General features: G+C 70.6%; 17 protein-coding genes and 1 tRNA gene. 5 read left to right on the top strand and 13 right to left on the bottom strand.

Annotation, left to right across the window (positions count from 1 at the left end; translation table 11 throughout):
- Window positions 1-22: 22 nt before the first annotated feature.
- Window positions 23-1,369 (top strand): vWA domain-containing protein, encoded by a 1,347-nt coding sequence (locus L3078_RS16090; protein WP_239754356.1) that lies wholly within the window; start codon window positions 23-25, stop codon window positions 1,367-1,369.
- Window positions 1,370-1,514: 145 nt separating this feature from the next.
- Complete coding sequence (locus L3078_RS16095; RefSeq protein ID WP_239754357.1) at window positions 1,515-3,377, top strand: FHA domain-containing protein; 1,863 nt, start codon at window positions 1,515-1,517, stop codon at window positions 3,375-3,377.
- An 86-nt stretch (window positions 3,378-3,463) separates the two neighbouring features.
- Here L3078_RS16095 and L3078_RS16100 read toward each other — a convergent pair whose 3' ends face one another.
- A complete protein-coding gene (locus L3078_RS16100) occupies window positions 3,464-4,444 on the bottom strand; it encodes a methyltransferase domain-containing protein (protein ID WP_239754358.1) in 981 nt (326 codons plus the stop codon).
- A gap of 124 nt (window positions 4,445-4,568) precedes the next feature.
- Here L3078_RS16100 and L3078_RS16105 point away from each other — a divergent pair, with 124 nt between their 5' ends.
- Complete coding sequence (locus L3078_RS16105; RefSeq protein ID WP_239754359.1) at window positions 4,569-4,982, top strand: globin; 414 nt, start codon at window positions 4,569-4,571, stop codon at window positions 4,980-4,982.
- A gap of 25 nt (window positions 4,983-5,007) precedes the next feature.
- Here L3078_RS16105 and L3078_RS16110 read toward each other — a convergent pair whose 3' ends face one another.
- The 7 genes from L3078_RS16110 to L3078_RS16140 all read right to left on the bottom strand — a co-directional run bounded on the left by L3078_RS16110 (window position 5,008) and on the right by L3078_RS16140 (window position 14,217).
- Window positions 5,008-5,697, bottom strand: coding sequence for a DUF8185 domain-containing protein (locus L3078_RS16110; protein WP_239754360.1), 690 nt, complete (start codon window positions 5,695-5,697; stop codon window positions 5,008-5,010).
- Entirely contained in the window at window positions 5,694-6,104 is a 411-nt protein-coding gene (locus L3078_RS16115; protein ID WP_239754361.1) for an acyl-CoA thioesterase, read from the bottom strand. Before L3078_RS16115 ends, L3078_RS16110 begins: the two co-directional genes overlap by 4 nt.
- Window positions 6,105-6,110: 6 nt before the next feature.
- Window positions 6,111-7,775 (bottom strand): energy-dependent translational throttle protein EttA, encoded by a 1,665-nt coding sequence (gene ettA / locus L3078_RS16120; RefSeq protein WP_239754362.1) that lies wholly within the window; start codon window positions 7,773-7,775, stop codon window positions 6,111-6,113.
- A gap of 248 nt (window positions 7,776-8,023) precedes the next feature.
- Window positions 8,024-9,457: a Cys-Gln thioester bond-forming surface protein gene (locus L3078_RS16125; protein ID WP_239754363.1), complete on the bottom strand. Its 1,434-nt coding sequence runs from the start codon at window positions 9,455-9,457 to the stop codon at window positions 8,024-8,026.
- A 254-nt stretch (window positions 9,458-9,711) separates the two neighbouring features.
- Window positions 9,712-10,191, bottom strand: coding sequence for a single-stranded DNA-binding protein (locus L3078_RS16130; RefSeq protein WP_239754364.1), 480 nt, complete (start codon window positions 10,189-10,191; stop codon window positions 9,712-9,714).
- A gap of 223 nt (window positions 10,192-10,414) precedes the next feature.
- Entirely contained in the window at window positions 10,415-12,577 is a 2,163-nt protein-coding gene (locus L3078_RS16135; protein ID WP_239754365.1) for a YfjP family GTPase, read from the bottom strand.
- Window positions 12,578-12,582: 5 nt separating this feature from the next.
- Complete coding sequence (locus L3078_RS16140) at window positions 12,583-14,217, bottom strand: dynamin family protein (protein ID WP_239754366.1); 1,635 nt, start codon at window positions 14,215-14,217, stop codon at window positions 12,583-12,585.
- A gap of 310 nt (window positions 14,218-14,527) precedes the next feature.
- Between L3078_RS16140 and L3078_RS16145 the strand changes: the two genes are divergently transcribed.
- Window positions 14,528-14,600 (top strand) — tRNA-Arg (locus tag L3078_RS16145).
- Between the two features lie 546 nt (window positions 14,601-15,146).
- A complete protein-coding gene (locus L3078_RS16150; RefSeq protein ID WP_239754367.1) occupies window positions 15,147-15,554 on the top strand; it encodes a hypothetical protein in 408 nt (135 codons plus the stop codon).
- A gap of 270 nt (window positions 15,555-15,824) precedes the next feature.
- Here the strand turns inward: L3078_RS16150 and L3078_RS16155 are convergent, their stop codons facing one another.
- From L3078_RS16155 to L3078_RS16170, 5 genes are all read right to left on the bottom strand, one after another.
- Window positions 15,825-16,460 carry a LysE family translocator gene (locus L3078_RS16155; protein ID WP_239754368.1) on the bottom strand — a complete coding sequence of 212 codons (636 nt, stop codon included), beginning with the start codon at window positions 16,458-16,460 and terminating at the stop codon, window positions 15,825-15,827.
- Window positions 16,461-16,751: 291 nt separating this feature from the next.
- The gene (locus L3078_RS16160) at window positions 16,752-17,327 is read right to left on the bottom strand and encodes a cytochrome P450 (protein WP_239754369.1); all 576 of its coding nucleotides are present in this window, start codon (window positions 17,325-17,327) and stop codon (window positions 16,752-16,754) included.
- A gap of 61 nt (window positions 17,328-17,388) precedes the next feature.
- Window positions 17,389-17,520, bottom strand: coding sequence for a hypothetical protein (locus tag L3078_RS44580; protein ID WP_275593148.1), 132 nt, complete (start codon window positions 17,518-17,520; stop codon window positions 17,389-17,391).
- Window positions 17,521-17,654: 134 nt separating this feature from the next.
- Complete coding sequence (locus tag L3078_RS16165) at window positions 17,655-18,230, bottom strand: CGNR zinc finger domain-containing protein (RefSeq protein ID WP_239754371.1); 576 nt, start codon at window positions 18,228-18,230, stop codon at window positions 17,655-17,657.
- Between the two features lie 651 nt (window positions 18,231-18,881).
- On the bottom strand, window positions 18,882-19,226 hold the full coding sequence (locus L3078_RS16170; RefSeq protein WP_420864070.1) for a DUF2087 domain-containing protein: 345 nt from the start codon (window positions 19,224-19,226) through the stop codon (window positions 18,882-18,884).
- Window positions 19,227-19,453: the final 227 nt, after the last annotated feature.

Genomic DNA, 19,453 nt, shown 5'->3' on the forward strand with positions numbered 1-19,453 from the left:
TGCTAGGGGGATCTGAGTAGGCATGGCCAATTTCTCGAAGTCGAACGTGCCGCAGTTCTCGGTCGAGGTGTACCAGAACGAGTACCTGCCCGAGGGCGGCCGTGAGGTGAACGCCATCGTGACGGTCAGCGCGACCGGCGGAGGTACCATCGGCAGCGCGGTCGCCGCGCCGCACCTGTACTCGCCCGGTCAGGGCCCGTCCGCCGCCGTGGCGCTCATGGTCGACTGCTCGGGGTCGATGGACTACCCGCCGACCAAGATGCGCAACGCCCGCGACGCGACGGCCGCCGCGATCGACACCCTGCGCGACGGCGTCCACTTCGCCGTGATCGACGGCACCCACGTGGCCCGGGAGGTCTATCCCGGCGGGGGCCGGCTGGCGGTCGCCGACTCCGCCACCCGGGAGCAGGCCAAGCAGGCGCTGCGCAGGCTCAGCGCGGGCGGCGGCACCGCCATCGGCACCTGGCTGAAGCTCGCCGACCGGCTGCTCGCCTCGGCGGACGTCGCCATCCGCCACGGCATCCTGCTCACCGACGGCCGCAACGAGCACGAGTCCCCCGAGGACCTGAAGGCCGCGCTGGACGCCTGTGCCGGACGGTTCACGTGTGACGCGCGTGGAGTGGGCACCGACTGGGAGGTGAAGGAGGTCACGGGCATCGCCTCCGCGCTGCTCGGCACCGCCGACATCGTCGCCGACCCGGCCGCTCTGTCCGCCGACTTCACCCAGATGATGGAGACGGCCATGGGCAAGGAGGTCGCGGACGTCGCGCTGCGGCTGTGGACCCCGGTCGGCACGCGGATCAAGTTCGTGAAGCAAGTGGCGCCCACGGTCGAGGAGTTGACCGACCGTCGCACCGAGGCCGGACCGCGCGCCGGGGACTACCCGACCGGCTCGTGGGGGGACGAGTCCCGCGACTACCACGTGTGCGTCGAGGTCCCGGCCGCGAACCTCGGCCAGGAGATGTTGGCCGCCCGGGTCTCCCTCGTCATCCCGCAGCCCGACGGCACCGCGCAGAACCTCGGCGCCCAAGGTCTGGTGAAGGCCGTGTGGACCGACGACATGGTCGCGTCCACGTCGATCAATCCCCAGGTCGCGCACTACACAGGTCAGGCCGAACTGGCACAAGTCATCCAGCAGGGTTTGGACGCCCGCAAATCCGGAGATTTCGACGGAGCAACGGCCAAGCTCGGCCGGGCCGTTCAGCTCGCCAGCGCCTCGGGGAACGCCGATACTGCGAAACTGCTTGCGAAGGTGGTGGACGTGGTCGACGCGGCGACAGGTACTGTGCGACTGAAGGCGAAGGTCACGGAGGCCGACGAGATGACTCTCGAGACTCGGTCGACAAAGACTGTTCGTGTAAAGAAGTAGCTGTAAGCAAACAGGAAACACCCGGAAACACCGCTGCACAGAGCCTGGCTCCCCCACCGGGGATCCGGACGGAAGCGGCCACACCGGCCCGTCGCGGCCACAGGAACCGGCCGTGAGGCCGGAAAGGAGAGGGGGAAGCGCCGACATGCCGACCTGCCCGAACGGACACCAGTCGGGTTCCGACGACTGGTGCGAGGTCTGCGGTCACCGTATGGCCGGTGCCGTACCCCCGCCGCCACCACCGCCGCCCCCGGGCGCCGGATACGGATACCCGCCGCCCGGCTCCCCTCCCCCGCCTCCCGGCGCGGGCGGTCCCGGGGGCCCCGGGGGACCTGGGGGTCCCGGTGGACGCCCGCACCTCGCCGCCGAGCCGGAGCTCTGCCCGCAGTGCCGCACGCCCCGCGAGGGCGGCGCGCCCTTCTGCGAGGAGTGCCGGTGGAACTTCCTGACCAACACGGCGACCACGTACACCCCGGCAGCGCCGCGGCCTCCGGCGCCCGGACCGGGCCCGGGCCCGGGCCCGGGCCCGGGTGGCCCTGGTCCCGGCGGCCCCGGCCCGGGCGGCCCGGGCGGCCCCGGCGCCGGCGGCAACCCGGCGCTGCGCTTCCAGCAGCCGCCTCCGCCGTCCTACGGCGGCGGTGAGGGGTACGACTACCAGAGCTCCCGCCCCTCGCAGGTGAACCGTCCCGCCGAACCGATCCCGCCGGGACCGCCGTTCGGCGGCGAGCCCGGTCCGGGCGGCCCCGGAGGGCAGGGCGGCAACGGCGGCTTCGGCGGACCGGGCGGCCCCGGAGGACCTGGTGGCCCCGGCGGGCCCGGAGGCCACGGCGGTCAGGGTCCCGGTGGACCCGGACGTCCGGGTGGTCCCGGCGGTCCCGGCGGTCCCGGTGGCCCTTCGGGGCCGGGGGGTCCCGGTGGGTTCGGCGGCGGGCCTTCGGGTCAGCCGGGTCCGGGGCAGCCCGGGCCGGGCCAGCCCGGTCCGTCCGCGTTCGGCGGGGATCCGTCACGCCCCGGGGCCTCGGCCTTCGGTGGTGACCCTTCGCGTCCCGGCCCCTCGGGCTTCGGCGGCGACCCCTCACGCCCCGGTCCTTCCGGCTTCGGCGGCGACCCCTCACGACCGGTTCCGCCACCGCCCGGACCTACGCCCGGTGGGCCCGGCGGACCTGGTGGACCTGGTGGACCTGGCGGGTCGGGCTTCCCCGGCGGCTCCGGACCCGGCGGTCCCGGCGGCCCCGGTGGTCAGGGTCCCGGGAACGGTCAGGGCCCCGGTGGCGGTCCGGGCGGCCCCGGTGGGGCGCCGCAGGCGTTCCAGCAGGCGGGGACATCCGCCCCGCCCGGCTTCCCGCAGGAGACCCGACGACCGCAGCCCGGCGGTCAGGGCGGTCAGGGCGGTCCCGGAGGTCCTGGGGGCCCCGGCGGCAGCCCCTCGTTCGGCGGTGACGACGACTGGGTGATCTCCCCGCCGTCCACCGGCCCGGGCGGACCCGGTGGTCCCGCGGGTCCCGGCGGTCCCGGCGGCGCGGGTGGCCGTCCGGGTGGCTACGGCTACCCGCAGCCCGGTGCCACCCAGGCCCCGCCCGGCCCCGCGTACCCGCAGGCGCCGACGACCTGGAGCGCGACCATCGGCCCCGACCGCGACTACTTCATGGCGATGATGCAGCGCTCGGGCCCCGAGGCCGCCGGCCTGAACCTGCCCGCGTACTCCCCGGAGCAGCGGCGCGCCCTCACCGGCAACCAGATCACCATCGGACGGCGCCGCCACTCCACCGGCGACACCCCCGACATCGATCTCTCGGTGCCGCCGGAGGACCCGGGCGTCTCCCACCAGCACGCGGTGCTGGTGCAGCAGCCCGACGGCAGCTGGGCGGTCGTCGACCAGAACTCCACCAACGGCACCACGGTCAACGGTTCCGAGGACCCCATCCAGCCCTTCGTCCCGATCCCCCTCCAGGACGGGGACCGGGTCCACGTGGGCGCGTGGACGACGATCACGATCCGCCGGGGCTGACCCGCCCCACGGCAGTGCACCGGCTCAGGGCCGACCGAGCACATCGGTCGGCCCTGAGCCGTCGGCGCGCCCTCCTGGGGCCCAGGTCACGGCAGCGGCCAGGCGTACGGGCCCTCCGGGTCGTCCAGCCAGGCCCAGGCGTGGTCGCCGCGGACCGTGATGCCATAGCGCTCACGGGACGGCATCCCCTCGCGCTGCCACAGCGCGAGCGCCTCGTGCGGGTCGAGACTGCCCGCCGTGAGGGCCAGCAGGAACCGGAACAGCTCGTGGTCCCTGGCCCGGTGCGGCAGCCCGCCCAGATGCGGATGGACCGCTTCCGGCTCACTGCCCCCGCGCAGGGGCACGAAGTACGCCGAGGTGTGCAGGAAGCGCCCCTCCGCGTGCTCGGCGTCCTCCACCCGCAGCCGCACCAGCCCCGTGGCCAGCGGCGTCAGGATGCGCGCACCGGGGGTGCACTGGGCGAGCCAGGCGTGCGGGATCGAGTGCAGTGTGCAGGTCGCGATGATCCGGTCGTACGGCGCCCGCTCGGGCACCCCGCGCGCCCCGTCCCCGGTGACCACGGTCGGGTGGTACCCGGCGGCGTCCAGATGCCTGCGGGCCGCCTCCGTGATGTCGGCGTCGAGATCGACGGTCGTGACCAGGTCGTCCCCCAGCCGGTGCGCGAGCAGGGCGGCGTTGTAACCGGTGCCGGCGCCGATCTCCAGCACCCGGTCGCCGTCCTCCACCTCCAGCTCGGCCAGCATCTTCGCCATCAGCGAGGGCTGACTGCTGGAGGAGATCAGCTCTCCGTCCCGCACACGTGTGGCGAGCGGCGTGTCCGCGTACGCGCCCCGTACCCAGCGGGCCCGCCGCCGGGGGTCCCGTTCCTCGCCCCACAGCCGCTCGAAGCCGCCCAGGACACCCACGTAGTAGTACGGGACGAAGAGATGCCGGGGGACGCTCTCGAACGCCTTCCGCCACTCCGGGTCGGCGTCCCACGCCCCGCTCGCCTCGATCTCACGCACCAGCGCCGCTCGGGCCTCGGCGGCGAGACGTTCCAAGTCGTGGTCCACAGTGTGCGTGCCCATACCTCCACTGTGCGGCCGGACGCCTCCAGAGGCGAGCACCCCGGCCCGACGGTCCGGAATCGACCTGTCCGCCTGTTACGCGGTGGTCCTAAGCCTCAAGTCCTCCGCCGCCGCGTCTGAGACCATGGGGAACGTGAATGAGATTCGGCGCGGCACGCTTCAGGAGCAGTCCTTCTACGAGCAGGTCGGTGGCGAGGAGACCTTCCGGCGCCTCGTGCGCCGTTTCTACGAGGGTGTCGCCGAGGACCCGATCCTGCGGCCCATGTACCCCGAGGAGGACCTGGGCCCGGCCGAGGACCGTCTCACCCTGTTCCTGATCCAGTACTGGGGCGGCCCCACCACCTACAGCGAGAACCGCGGCCACCCCCGCCTCCGCATGCGCCACGCCCCCTTCACCGTCGACCGCGCCGCCCACGACGCCTGGCTGAAGCACATGCGCGACGCCGTCGACGACCTCGGCCTCTCCGAGGAACACGAGCGCACCCTGTGGAACTACCTCACCTACGCGGCCGCCTCCATGGTGAACGCCCCGGGCTAGGCGGCGCCCCCTCCGGTCGGCGGGCTCAGCGGACGGTGACGCCCAGGGTCCCCAGGCCCGCCCTGCGGACGGCGATCGACCCGTACGGCGTGCGCAGCCGGAGCCACGCGCCCGACGAGAACAGTCCCGGTGTCGCCGTCCCGGGTGTGGACGCGCGTGGGGTGCGGAGGAAGCCCAGCGACTGCGCCGCGTGCACGGCACGCACCGGCAGCGGCGTGTCCCCGACCGTCCGGGACCAGATCTCCCGCCCGATCCGGTCCAGTTCGGCCCGTGTCCGGTTCTCCGGCGGCAACTCCTCGGTCCGGGAGCGGAATTCACGCACCGCGGCGGAGACCATCGCCCGGAGCGCGTCCGGCGCGGGCAGCCCCGCCTCCGGCCGCCAGCCGCCGCGCGGGGGAAGCACCCCGGCCCACGGCGGTCCGGTCACCGCCGCCGGGACGACCGCCGTGCCGGCGGACTCGTCGATGGACTCCAGGAGTTCACCGGCCGACACGGTCTCGTCGAGCGTGACGTCGAGCCCGTTCTCGTACGGCTTGGCGAGGCGCACGGCCCGGATCGCCAGGACCTCGAAGGACGGCGGCCGTCCGAAGGCGGCGAGTGCGGTGCCGGCCCCCTGGAGGCGTACCGCGGCCCCACGGTCGTAGTGGAGCAGCCGGGAGAGGAAGGCCGCGAGATCCGCCGCCTCCCCCTCGTCGGCGAGGTGGAGCACCGTCATGCGGCGACGGCCTCCGCCTCGTCGTCCCTGTACTCCTCCAGGAACTCACGTTCCTCGGAGGTGATCCGACGCGGCCGCTGCGTCGCGAAGTCGAACGGCACTATCACCGTCGAGGCCCGGACATAAACCTGGTCCGGGTCCTTGACCTCGTAGGTGATCGTGAACGACGCCGCTCTTATCTCCGTGACCCACAGCTCGATGTCCACCGGCTGGTGCCGGTGGACCAGCTGCCGCTTGTAGTCGATCTCATGGCGTGCCACCACGGACCCCTGCTTGAAGTCCTTCTCCGGGCGGAACAGGAAGTCGATACGGGCTTCCTCCAGGTAGCGGAGGAAGACCACGTTGTTGACGTGGCCGTAGGCGTCCATGTCCGCCCAGCGCAGTGGGCAGCGGTAGATGTGCCGCAAGATCGATCAGCCCCGGGTCAGCTTCTTGTAGGTGGCGCGGTGCGGACGGGTGGCGTCGGCGCCGAGCCGCTCGATCTTGTTCTTCTCGTACGACTCGAAGTTGCCCTCGAACCAGAACCACTTGGACTCGCCCTCGTAGGCGAGGATGTGCGTGGCCACCCGGTCCAGGAACCAGCGGTCGTGGGAGACGACCACGGCGCAGCCGGGGAACTCCAGCAGCGCGTTCTCCAGCGACGACAGGGTCTCGACGTCGAGGTCGTTGGTCGGCTCGTCGAGGAGCAGCAGGTTGCCGCCGAGCTTGAGGGTGAGCGCCAGGTTGAGGCGGTTGCGCTCACCGCCGGAGAGCACCCCGGCCGGCTTCTGCTGGTCCGGGCCCTTGAAGCCGAACGCGGAGACATAGGCCCGCGAGGGCATCTCGACCTGGCCGACGTTGATGTAGTCCAGCTCGTCGGAGACGACGGCCCACAGCGTCTTCTTGGGGTCGATGTTCTCGCGGCTCTGGTCGACGTAGGAGATCTTGACGGTCTCGCCGACCTTGATCGAACCGGAGTCGGGCTCCTCCAGACCCTGGATCATCTTGAACAGGGTGGTCTTGCCGGCGCCGTTCGGGCCGATGATGCCCACGATGCCGTTGCGCGGAAGCGTGAAGGAGAGGTCGTCGATGAGGACCTTCTCGCCGAAGGCCTTGCTGAGGTTGTTGACCTCGACGACCACGTTGCCCAGTCGGGGGCCCGGCGGGATCTGGATCTCCTCGAAGTCCAGCTTCCGCATCTTGTCGGCCTCGGCGGCCATCTCCTCGTAGCGGGCCAGACGCGCCTTGGACTTGGCCTGGCGGCCCTTGGCGTTGGAGCGGACCCACTCCAGCTCTTCCTTGAGCCGCTTGGCGCGCTTGGCGTCCTTCTGGCCCTCGACCTTGAGACGGGTCTGCTTGGTCTCCAGGTAGGTGGAGTAGTTGCCCTCGTAGCCGATGGCGCGGCCGCGGTCGAGCTCCAGGATCCAGCCCGCGACGTTGTCGAGGAAGTACCGGTCGTGGGTGACGGCGACGACGGTGCCGGGGTACTTCGCGAGGTGCTGCTCCAGCCACTGCACGGACTCGGCGTCCAGGTGGTTGGTGGGCTCGTCGAGCAGCAGCAGGTCGGGGGCTTCGAGCAGCAGCTTGCACAGGGCGACGCGGCGGCGCTCACCACCGGAGAGGTTGGTGACGGGCCAGTCGCCGGGCGGGCAGCCCAGGGCGTCCATGGCCTGCTCCAGCTGGGTGTCCAGGTCCCACGCGTTCGCGTGGTCCAGGTCCTCCTGGAGCTTGCCCATCTCGTCCAGGAGCGCGTCCGAGTAGTCGGTCGCCATGAGCTCCGCGACCTCGTTGAAGCGCTTGAGCTTGCCCATGATCTCGGCGGCGCCGTCCTGCACGTTCTGCAGGACCGTCTTGGACTCGTCCAGCGGGGGCTCCTGCAGGAGCATGCCGACGGTGTAGCCGGGCGACAGGAACGCGTCACCGTTGGACGGCTGCTCCAGGCCCGCCATGATCTTGAGGACGGTGGACTTACCGGCACCGTTCGGGCCGACCACACCGATCTTCGCGCCGGGCAGGAAGCTCAGCGTGACGTCGTCAAGGATCACCTTGTCGCCGTGCGCCTTGCGTGTCTTGCGCATCGTGTAGATGTACTCAGCCAAGAGAAACCGTCCGGCGTTTTGAGATCTGGCAGTGGGCAGTACCACCCATCTTGCCGCACGGCCAGCCCTCGACGGAAACCGGATGGTGAAGCCCCCGCACGAGCGACGCGGCCCCGGTGCCTGGAAGGCGTGTCGGGGCCGCGTCGAACGCACGTGTCACCGCGCGGTCACTCACTGTTGAGTTGCCAAGGAGCTGTTTCCCTGCCGTCCTGGCCGTCCTCGTCCGGCGTGCTCGTCCGCCGTTCTCGTCAGGGGTTCCGCTTGCGGAGGACGACCATCACCGCGCCGCCGATCACGACCAGCCCGATGGCGATGCCGCCGATCACCGGGGTCGCCCCGGAGCTGCCGGTCTCGGCGAGGTCGGTTCCGGTGTCGGTCACCGCGCCGCCGCCGACCGTCGCCGGGCTCGGCTCGCTCAGCGTCTGGACCGAGTCGCCGCTCGCACCGGCCTCGGTCTCGGTCCGGCAGTCGAGCACGCCCCGGAACTGCTTCGCGTAGCCGTTGGGCCCCTTGATCGTGAAGTCGTACGCCTGGTCCTCCTGCAGCGGGATGGTCACCGTCCTGGTCCCGCCCGCCTCGATGGTGTACGTGATCCCCATCAGCTCGAAGGTGAAGGGCTTGTCGCCCTCGTTCGCGGCCGTGATGTCCAGGCCGCCCTCGGCGCAGTTCTTCTCGGCGGACAGTGCGGGTATGGCGCCCTTCTCGGCCCAGTGCGCGGTCGCCGTCGCGGAGACCGTGGACTCGCTGGAGCCGGCGAGGATCTGGGTCTGGCTGCGCGTCTCGGAGGCGAAGGCGCGACCGACCGGGACGGTCGTCGAGGCCTGCACGGTCAGGTCGGCCGTGCCGTCCGCGGCGTCCTCGGGCACCTCGAAGTACAGCTCGCTGCCGTCGCCGGCCGAGGTCACGGCCTCACCGTCGGCGTCGACGACCTTCACTCCGTCCGCCGCCACGTCCGAGGGCGGGGTCACGGTCACGCCGTCGGCGTTGGTGTGCACCGTGACCGGGCCGAGCCGCTCACCGGCACGGCCGGAGACCGCCGGCGGGTCGAGGGTGAGGGAGGCGGCCGGCTCGGCCAGATTCCGCGCGTTCTTCTCCAGGTAGTCCGCGAGCTTCTCCGCCTCGGGGTCGAGGGCCGTCACGTCGGCCCCGTCGGAGTACCGCCAGATCGCCACCTGCGTACCGGTCGCCGCGTCCTGCTCGGTGAGACCCGTGGCCCCGGCCTTGCCGGCGAGCGCCGCGAGGTCGTTCACCTGCGGGTAGGAGTTCTGCAGGATCCAGCGGATCCTGCCCGCGTCCTTGTTGGCGCCCAGCGAGGTGCCGCTCCAGGGGGTCTCCTGGTAGGTGGCGTCCTTCTGCGTCGGGTTCTGGACGTCGACGCAGTAGGTCTGCAGGGTGCCGCCGCCGTCGACGAACATCTCGAACAGCCCTGCGGGGAGCTGCTGTTCCTGCCCCTCGTCGGTGCGGAGCACGGCCGTCCCGTACGTCTTGAGGCCGCCCATGGTGGCGGTCGCCCCGCCGGAGCTCTGCGGCGTCTCGTCGGCGGTGGCCGGGCTCGCGGTGACGATCGCCCCCGCGACGGCGAGGCCGGACGCCAGCGAGACGGCGGCGAGACGGCCGGCCTTTCGCCTGCGTGCGGCCCGCCCGGACCAACCGGAGAGCGACGCCGAGAACCAAGAAACCACAGAATTTCCCTTCGAGCAGGACCCGTTGGCGTGGGGGATGTGGTCCCACCAGCAGAATCAGAAGCCCCGTGAGCTATGCCCGGCATCCTAGGGATCCGGCGCACCGCTCTTCCCAGTCGTATCGTCGGACAACCGATCCGAATCGGAATCGTTATCGGCCGCACAGCCCACGAACAGCACTTATCGACAAATCGACGAGCCGTGCACACAGGGCCTTCACCGCATACGCGCCGATGGGCCACGAGAACCTGAGGTCATGTCACCCCGGCTGGTTGCGGGCCGAGTTCGGCCGTGGCGTCGAGCCGACCGCCGGGCGGCGGTGTCTCCCAGGCCGGCTCCGGCTGGGACGAGGTCTGAGCCGTGATCGACGCCTCACCCCTGGGCGTCCGCCGGAACGCCGAGGTCCCCCGCGACAGATCGTGGCCGACGGCGACCGCGTCGAGGTCCGCCGAGACCCGGCTCTGCCCGTCGCGTTGTTCGGCGCGCACCTTCAACCGCCCGTGCACCACGACCGGATCCCCCAGCGCGACGGACGACGCCACGTTCGCGGCCAGCGCGCGCCTGGCCCACACCGTGAAGAAGTTGGTGTGCCCGTCGGTCCACTCGTTCTTCTCGCGGTCCCAGTACCGCGAGGTCACCGCCAGCCGGAACCGAGCCGACGAACCCGTCGACAACTCCCGGCAGACCGGCTGGGTCGCCACGTTCCCCACCACGCACACCATCGTCTCGTTCATCTCGCGAACCCCTCTTTCACGCCGGCGTCGGACGCCGACGGTCCCGGACACGCGCACGGGCTCGTCCCGTACGGCTGCCGTGTCCGTCGTGCGGCGGTGCTGTGATCGCCGCGTGTTCAGACTGCCGCCGTCGGGCCGAGCCCGCTGAGCCCTGTGTGCTACTCGCCGGTTGTGGAAAACTCCGTCACCCGAGGGGGTGAACCCACCCCGCGAAGGACACTGCTCACCTCACCGGCGTCGCACCCAACACCCGTCCGTACTGCTCCCGCACCTCCCGGTACCGCAGCAGCTCGGCGGCCACCGGCTCCAGCACCCGGGCCCGTCCGCAGCCGGCGGCGGCCTCCCGCAGCCGCCGTTCCGCCTCGTGGCCGTACCGCCGTGCCGGGCCGCGCGCCGCAAGTCGGCAGCCCCACTCGACGGCCGGACCGCCGACGATGCCGATCACCATCAGCAGCACCGGCACGCCGAGGTTGGGTGCCATGAAGCCGATGATCTGCCCCAACAGCCACAGACCGCCCACGACCTGAACCAGCGTCATGGCGGCCTGCGCGAGCACCGCCGCAGGCCACCAGCCCGGCCGGGGTGGCCGCCCCGTCGGCGCCCCGGCCCGCACCGCCAGCTCGTCCAGTGCCTCGGGCAGCCCCTGCGCCCCCCGTACGGCCGCCTCGCGCACCGCCTGGGCCCAGGGCAGGGGCAACCCCCTCGCCGCGCGCTCCGACAACGTACGCACGGCCTGCTCGACGCGCTGCCGGGCGGTGGCCTCCTCGTCCACGGGCGCCCTCAGGGCGAGCCGCCCCGTGGGAGGTTCGCTCCGGTCCTGGTACCAGCGCCACAGCCGCAGCCAGGGCGTCCCGCACGCGCGGTTGGCGTTGCGCAGCCAGGCGCGCTCGGCGGCCTCGCCCGCCGCGGTGGCGCCCACGGCGTCCGCGAGGCGCGCGGCGAACTCCTCGCGCGCCCGCTCACTGAGCCCCGCGCGCCGCTGATTGGCGTACACCGGCCACAGCCGCGCCGCCGCCGCGTCCAGATCGGCGCGGACCCGGCGGGCGGGCGCACCCCGCTCGGCCACGAACTGCTCCAGGGCGTCACGCAGTTCGCCCACGCCGTCCCCGGTGAGCGCGGACAGCGCGAGCACGGTGGCGCCGGGTTCACCGTGTTCCCCCAGGGCGACGCCGTCCTCGTCGAGCAGGCGCCGCAAGTCGTCGAGCACCTGGTGGGCGGCCTCCCCGGGAAGCCGGTCGACCTGGTTGAGGACGACGAACATGACCTCCGCGTGACCGGCCAGGGGCCGCAGATAGCGCTCGTGGAGGATCGCGTCGGCGTACTTCTCCGGATCGACGACCCAGATGACCGCGTCCACCAGCGCCAGGATCCGGTCGACCTGTTCGCGGTGCTGCACCGCCGCCGAGTCGTGATCGGGCAGATCCACCAGGACGAGGCCGCGCAGCTGCGCCTCCGCCTCCGCGCTCTGCAACGGCCGCCGCCGCAGCCGTCCCGGAATCCCCAGCCGGTCGATGAGGCTCGCCGCGCCGTCGCTCCAACTGCACGCGATGGGCGCGGCCGTGGTGGGCCGGCGTACGCCCGTCTCCGAGATCGCCACGCCCGCGAGCGCGTTGAACAGTGTCGACTTGCCGCTGCCGGTGGCGCCCGCGATGGCGACGACCGTGTGCTGACCGGAGAGCCTGCGCCGCGCCGCCGCCTCCTCCAGCACGCGCCCCGCCTCCGCGAGGGTCGTGCTGTCCAACCGGGTGCGGGACAGCCCCACCAGCTCGCGCAGCGCGTCGAGCCGCGACCGCAGTTGCCCGTCGTACGCGAGCGGGACGACCGACTGCGCGGCAGGGGCCCTGGTCTCCACGGCCGACACCCGCTCGGCGGGCCCCGACTCGGCGGCCCGCCGGGCGATGAGCCCGTCGTCCCAGGGATCACCGGACTCCGCCCCCGCGGCCCCCGATTCCGTAGACCCCCGTTCTCTTCGCGCGGCCACATCCGCCTTCATACGCGCGAACGCGTCACCGGAGGTGCCTCGGGACTCACGGCCGGCCGCGCCGGCGCCGGAACGGTCGTCCACGCGCGCGTGGACGCCGCTCTCGCCGCCGCCCCACGGCTGCGGCTCACGGCCCGGGCGGGCCGACGGACCGGCGGCGATCCTCTCCAGCCCTCCGATCGCCCCCCGTTCCTCGGCCCTCTCCGCACGATCGGCGCCCGCGCGATCGGCCCCGGCGGCGAGGCCGTTGCCCCGGCCCTCGCCCTTCTCATCGACCATCTTGGCGACCTTCTTGCCGAACTCGTTGCCGAACTCCCTGCCGGGCTCCTGACGGGCCGGCCTGTCGTCACCCCTCTTGGGGATGTCGTCCCCGGTCTGATCCGTGTGGTCAGTGACGGCGGTCACGGCGGTCACCTCTCCTTCTGCAGTACGGACAGGGCGGCGATGAGTCGGGCCTGCGGTTCGGGGTGTACGTCGAGGGCGTCGAGCGGGGCGAGTAGGCGCTCGCGCTCGGTGTCGAGGGCTCGTTCGAGGTAGTCGGTGAGCAGCCGTCCGCCGCGGTCGCGCAGCCGTAGCGCGCCGTGCGCGCCGATCCGTTCCGCGAGCCCCTCCCCGGCGGACCGGGCCCGTCGGCCGCCCAGCAGGGCCGTGGCGCCCAGGGCGGCCACCACCTCCGTGTCCGGAGCGGTGCTCCGGTCGAGGTCGCGCACCTCCTCCTCGGCGTACTCCTCCAGGACACGCCGCCAGCGCCGTACGGTCATCCCGATCCGGTGTTCGACGCTCTCCCCCGTCGTGTCACGTTCCGTCAGTCCGGCGGCCACGGCGGCCGGTTCGCGGTTCCAGGCCTCGCCGACGCGTTCGTCGGCGGCGGTGACCGCGCACAGCAGCAGGCTGCCGAGGCTCTCGACGAGGGCGTCGAGCAGTTCGCCGGCGGTGCAGTCGAGGGGGAAACTGCGCCACCGTTTGAGGGCGTCGCCCGCGAGCACGGCCCCCGCCTGCAGACGCCCCTTCACGCGCGCGTGCTCGCTGTCGTACGCCGCGTCGACGGCGGCGGTGAGCCGGAGGGCGGCCGAGTACTGCTGGGCCGCGGCGTTCGCCAGCTCGGGCATCCGGGAGCGCAGCGAGTCGAGGACCCCGTGTGCGGTGCGGGCCATCGCCTGGTGGCGGGCCTCGGGATCGGTCACCTGCTGGATGAGCCAGGTCCGCAGCGGTGCGACGGCGGTGCCCGGCAGCAGCCCGCCGCCCCAGGCGGACTCGGGGAGTTCGGGCACGGTGAAGCGGGGTACGTCGCCGAGTCCGGCCTTGGTCAGCAGCGCCCCGTACTGCCGGGAGACCTCGGAGACGACCTGGTGGGGCACCCGGTCGAGCACGGTGACCAGGGTCGCCCGGTGTTCCTTCGCGGACCGCAGCAGATGCCACGGCACGGCGTCGGCGTAGCGGGAAGCCGTGGTGACCATCACCCAGATGTCGGCGGCGCAGATGAGTTCGGCGGCGAGTACGCGGTTGTCGGCGTCCAGGGAGTCGATGTCGGGCGCGTCGAGGAGGGCGAGTCCGGGCGGGAGGTTGTCGGCGGTCTCGATGCGCAGGAAGCGCTCGCCGTTCTTGCCGCCGTTCCCGCCGTCGGGCGGGAAGGAGTCGTCGTCCGGGTCCTGTCCGGGCTCCTGCGGCGGCGTCCACGCGCGCGTGAGGTTGGGCAGGACCCGCATGCCGCTGAACCAGTGGTGGTCCTCGGGATGGCAGATCAGTACGGGCGTACGGGTCGTCGGCCGCAGTACGCCGGCCTCGCTGACCCTTCGTCCGACCAGGGAGTTGACGAGAGTGGACTTGCCGGCTCCGGTGGATCCGCCGACCACCGCGAGCAAGGGTGCTTCGGGTTGTCGCAACCGGGGCACCAAGTAGTCGTCGAGTTGCGCGAGCAGTTCGTCGCGGTTGGCACGCGCGCGCGGGGCCCCTGCCAGGGGCAGCGGGAAGCGCGCGGCGGCGACACGGTCGCGCAGGGCGGAGAGCGCGTCGAGCAACTGAGGCCGTACGTCCAAGGTCACCACATGCGAAGAATGCCCAATTTTGTGGACTTTCTGAAGCATATAAGTACGTCTGCGCGCCGACAGGACACAGGGGACGGAGGGGACGAGAGGGGCGCAGGCATAACGAGTGCACAACACCCGGGGTCCGAGGCGGCAAAAGAGGTGCACGATTCGTACCTGCCTGCGATTATCAGGACCGCTTCACCGAACCTCCACATTGAGCCACGGAGGCGAAGCAACAGGGACACGGACTCGGGAGCCCTATCCTTGTCCCCGGCAACGTCACGGATCAGCCCACACCCGGGCACCACGACAGTGGCCACCACACCCGGCCCCCGTAGCTCAGTGGATAGAGCAGGCGCCTTCTAAGCGCTTGGCCGCAGGTTCGAGTCCTGCCGGGGGCGCCCACACCCCGCCCTCCTCCGGGAGGGCGTTTTTGCTGGTCAGACGCCATACCGGGACCCGGCAGAAAGCCCCGGAACCCCCTCCACGGCCGAGGGTGGGATTCCGGGGCTGTACGGCCGTCAACGGGATTCCGCGGGTCGCCGTGTCGAATACGTGTCGAAGTTCTCGGCGCCGCTCAGGACGTTTTCCGGCGGGGACCGGGTGAATCAGCGCGCTGTTCTTCGACCGGGTCCGGCAGATCTCCAGCGGCTTCGAGTCGCCGTTTCAGGTCAGGCAGTTGCCCGTCGACGCACCGGGCGTAGGTGGCCAGCAGCACGGGCCCACTGTTGCCGGCCCACTCTGCGACCTGAGCGGGCGGTACGCCGTCATTGAGCCACTTGGTGAGGCGTGTGTGGCCGTTGTCGTAGACCCGCCTGCCGGTCGGCGAGTCGAAGACGTGCGGTGCCGGCACGGCTCGCCGGGCGCCGCGCGAGTGCTGTGACGTACAAGCAGTTGGAAACTGTGCAGGGCGGAGGCTGTCAGTGCGAGGGTCTACCGTCTGATTCATGGCGAACAGACCCACTGACAACTGGCGCGCCTGGATGACCGAGACAGGCCGCGAAATAGCTGCCGGGACCTTGGCCCCGGAGTGCGCCGGCGAGGCGAATCTCTACCCTGAGTCGTTGCTGCGGGCGACGGACGCCGTCCTGAAGGCGTTCGAGGACGAGGTGCGCGCGCTACAGGAGGCGTCCGACGAAGTTGTCTTCGGGACTGTTGAAGGAGTGGTTCTCGCACTCAATGCAATCGACGGAGACGGCCAGCACGGCGGTGCTGGCTTCTGCACGGAGGAGCGGGAGCAGCTGTGCGAATACATCGACTCCACCCTGAGCGAGCATGGTGTGGACGTGGCCGCTTTGGCGGCGAGGCGGGGAATCGATCGGTCGGAGATCACGGATCGCTGGCGCGACTGCTGATGCAACGTGCGCAGTCCCAGCAATCGACCCTGTCCGTTTCTGGGGCCTCGCGGCGGCTGGCAGGACCGCTGCTGACCAGTCTTAGCCGGGAACTAGAGATCAGACGAACCTCTGGCATCCACCCCTGACATCAACGCCCCCGGACGGCGGCGCACACGAGCGCCTCTCTCCGGCGTCGCATCAGCCGCCGACGGCATCCGAAGCGAGCAGGTCATCCCGCCCATGAGTGAATGATCTTCCCGCAATGAGCCATCACCGCTCCCTCCCCCGCTACGCGACCGTACGGGTCGCCACGATTTCGCCGCAGATCGTCACCGCGAGGACCACATAAACGGCGCACGCGATGTAGTTCAGGACAGCCGTCGCCTTCGTCGAGCCGACGACGCGCGCCTGGAAGAATCCCGCCAGCACCCCAATTCCTCCGTAGAGAATGATCTCCATCAGAATGTCGATGGCACCGAGCATCGCCATCTGCACCTCAGGGTTGTCCGCGCTTCCTATGAACTGCGGGAGTATCGCGATGAAGAACAGGATGATCTTCGGGTTCGTCAGGCTGACGAGCATGCCCCGCACATACCATCGACCCGTCTCGATATCGCTGTTCCCTTGGAGCGCACGACGCGCATTGCGCAGCGTGCCGTAGGCCACCCACAGCAGATACACGGCACCCAGGATGCGCACCGTATCGAATATCAACGGGTATGAGTCGGCGATCCTGCCGATTCCGGCGACAGCGGCCGCGGCGTAGACGCTCATGCCCGTTCCGATGCCGAGGATGGCCTTCAGCGCGGCCCGGCGGCCGCCTTCGAGACCCACGGCGAGCATGTAGGCCATATCAGGCCCGGGCGGGCCCAGGAAGAGCAGGATCACCGCGATGTAGCTCGGCAGTACCGTCAGATCCACCATCGTCACCGACCTCCGGTCCAGGCGTGGTGCGGGAGTGCTTCGCAGGGCTGTTGGTGACCGCTCCCCGCTGGATCGCCGTGGCCGGCGGCCGGGCCACCCTGGCCTTGGTGGGTGTCCTGAAATCTCCGAGTCGACACAGAACCACCTATGACGGTTCTACCCTGCTTGCACTTCGTGAAGCAACCTGCTGAGGTGGTTCCACCTCGTCATGCAGTGTCCAGAAGTACGCGGAGCTCCAGATGAGCACGGGTGACCACGATCGGATACCCGTCCGCCAGGAGCTCCGTCGTTTCAGTTCAGGGCCGCCGGGTGAAGGTGATCGGCAGCTTGTTCGCACCGGTGTTTTCCGGAATCAGGCAGCCATTCGGCACCCTCCCCCGCCCGCAGGTCGGTGAGGCGCGTGGACAGAGCCTCCAGAGCCACGGCGATGTCCGCCCTGGCGACGAAATGACCCAGGCAATGATGGATGCCGCCGCCGAACGCGAAATGAGGTGAGCGTTCTGCGTCGAGGTCGATACGGTCCGGGTTGTCGAATGCGGCGGGATCAGTGGCCGATGCGAGGGTGAACAGGTGGACTGTCGTACCCTTCTCGATCACGCGTTCCTTGTGCTGGAAAGTCTCCGCCGCTTCCCCCGAGATCCAACGGCCTATCGGATTCAGGCGCAGCACTTCCTCGGCCGTCCTGGCGGCGCAGCGGTCCGGGTCTGCGGCCAGCTTCTCCCACTGCTCCGGCTGCCTCGAGAACGATTCGACGCCCAGGGACAGTTGGTTCCGGGTCGTGTCTATCCCCGCGAAGATCAGCAGGATGATGAGATTGCTCAGTTCCTGATCCGAGAGTTTGCCGTTGTCCGCGTCCCTCGTTTCCACCAGCGTGCTCAGAAAGTCGTTCCGAGGCGACTCCCTCCTGCTCCGCACCAGGGACTCCGCGTCAGGTCAGTTCGACGACGGCCTCGTCGATCTGTGCGATGTTCTCCTGGATCGAAACGCCGAGACCCAGCCCGATCGTCGATGCGAGCTGGTGGATCTTCTTCCAGTCGCCCTCGTCGATGCCCAGCATCATGCACAGGATCCTGGTCGCGTACGGCGCCGCGAAACGCGTGGCGAAATCGGTCTGCCCCGCTCCGATCCGCTCGTCTATCAGGCTGTCCGCCAGGGCACGGAACCGGAGATGCCGCGGCGTACAAGGGATGGTGGTCAGCCGGCAAGGCTGGAGTGCTTGCGCTTGTTGGCGAGGAAGCGCGCCTTCTTCTCACGATTGCCGCAGGTGTTCATGTCGCACCACTTGCGGGTGGAGCCCCGGCTGGTGTCGAAGAACGCGGCTCGGCACGTGGGTGATGCGCACAAGGAGATCTTTCCTTCTCGTTCTCCCGCAAGGAGACTGATCGCGTCCGCGGCGATCACGCTGAGTGCGTCCTCCACAGAGGCGGAACCCAGACACCACTCCCGGCCGCCCTCGGCCGTCAGGACCGCCGAGGCCAGGCCGTGAGCACTGCAGTCATTGATGACCTGTACGGCCGAGGGGGGCAGCGGGTCCTGCTTCGCCACGGCGGTGGCGGCTGCGTGCATCGCTTCCCGCAGTTCTCGGGCGTGGTCGAGCTGGGACGGGGTGCAGGAATCGACCTCGAGCCCATGGATCGCCAGCCAGTCCACGAGCCGGGACGGCACGGGAATACGCTCCACCGCCTCGCCGTACCGCTCCGACAGGGTCCCCGTGAAGTTGGTCGCCAGCAACTTGCCGAGACGGAACTCAGGGGAATACACGACAACCATGGAACCAGCTTAGATGGTTACGACCTCCGACACAGCATGATGGAACCTGCCCAACCGGTTCTTTGCGAGTCAGCGACCTCATGGCACCCTCCAAAGCGGACATCGGGTACCCGGCCCCCGTTGCGGCAACCCGGCTCGGCATGATCCTTGGCCGGCACACGCCGCGGCTTGAACAGGCCAGGACCGATTCAGGCCACCCGTCGCTTCTTCCTCGGCCACGCCCAGGCTCATGGGCTCGTGATCAATCGAGACGATCCAGCGAAATCGACGAGCGCGATGAAGGAGCAGGCGATCCCCCTGGACCGCGAGACCGCGGATGGGCAGTGTGGCGGTCGGGGCCGCCTATATGGACAAGGGCGCTCGTTTCAACGGCATCTACATCAAGCTTCTGCAGTCGCTGAAATCGCGCTGAAGCGACTCGGCTGGAGGCTCGACGGAACCCCGCGGGAATGCGCGGTGACCCTCGGAACCGTGCTCAGCCAGCCGTGGCCCACCTGTGGACTCGTGCAGGCTCAAGACAGGGGCAGGCGTGCGCTCATCTCCATGTCGCCAGCAAGGCGGGGAGGGCGTGTCGCGGGCGCAAGAAGCGTGGCGTCATCGGGGGTGAGGAGTAGGCCCCCGATTCGCTGTGACCTCGTCAGGTTGTCGGGGTCAGTGTGCGAGGGCTGTCTCAGGGACCCAGTAGGAGCCGTGCTGCCGGTGGAGGTGGCCCAGGTCCACCAGGTGGCGGCGGAGGGTCACATGGTCCACCGGGGCGTCCTCGCACCAGGCGCGCAGCTTCTCGTTCACGGTGCGCTCGGGGTACTCGACGCCCGGCTCGAAGGTCCGCTCCGCCACGTACCGCAGCACGACCAGCTTCCGCTGCCACCGGGCCGGCAGCCGGACGAGACGCCCGTCGCGCACGAAGGTCCGCAGTACGGGATCGGTCCGGTCCGTCGCCTCGGCTTGCGCGGCCGTCTCCGCGCTCAAGCCCCGTGCTGACGCCTGCTTCTCCACGCCGTTCACTCCTCTGCCCCACTGTTCGACTGCCACCCCGTCGCGCCGGAGGCTAGCCGCCCGGCGTTCCTCAGCGCACCCGAATTCCGGTCGCCGCCGGGCAGCCGGAGACGTCGTTCCCACACTCGCGTTCGGAATGGGTGATCCCCAGATGCACGCCGTGACCCTCGGTGCGCGGGCGCGTTGAAGGGGCGTGCGGCCACGAAGAAGCGGTCGTGCTCACCGAT

The organism is Streptomyces deccanensis (assembly GCF_022385335.1).
Taxonomy (GTDB): Bacteria; Actinomycetota; Actinomycetes; order Streptomycetales; family Streptomycetaceae; genus Streptomyces; species Streptomyces deccanensis.

Coding starts and splice junctions, on each gene's coding strand:
- L3078_RS16090 (WP_239754356.1), top strand. CDS start 23: ATGGCCAATTTCTCGAAGTCGAACGTGCCGCAGTTCTCGGTCGAGGTG.
- L3078_RS16095 (WP_239754357.1), top strand. CDS start 1,515: ATGCCGACCTGCCCGAACGGACACCAGTCGGGTTCCGACGACTGGTGC.
- L3078_RS16100 (WP_239754358.1), bottom strand. CDS start 4,444: ATGGGCACGCACACTGTGGACCACGACTTGGAACGTCTCGCCGCCGAG.
- L3078_RS16105 (WP_239754359.1), top strand. CDS start 4,569: ATGGGGAACGTGAATGAGATTCGGCGCGGCACGCTTCAGGAGCAGTCC.
- L3078_RS16110 (WP_239754360.1), bottom strand. CDS start 5,697: ATGACGGTGCTCCACCTCGCCGACGAGGGGGAGGCGGCGGATCTCGCG.
- L3078_RS16130 (WP_239754364.1), bottom strand. CDS start 10,191: ATGAACGAGACGATGGTGTGCGTGGTGGGGAACGTGGCGACCCAGCCG.
- L3078_RS16150 (WP_239754367.1), top strand. CDS start 15,147: ATGGCGAACAGACCCACTGACAACTGGCGCGCCTGGATGACCGAGACA.
- L3078_RS16155 (WP_239754368.1), bottom strand. CDS start 16,460: ATGGTGGATCTGACGGTACTGCCGAGCTACATCGCGGTGATCCTGCTC.
- L3078_RS44580 (WP_275593148.1), bottom strand. CDS start 17,520: ATGATGCTGGGCATCGACGAGGGCGACTGGAAGAAGATCCACCAGCTC.
- L3078_RS16165 (WP_239754371.1), bottom strand. CDS start 18,230: ATGGTTGTCGTGTATTCCCCTGAGTTCCGTCTCGGCAAGTTGCTGGCG.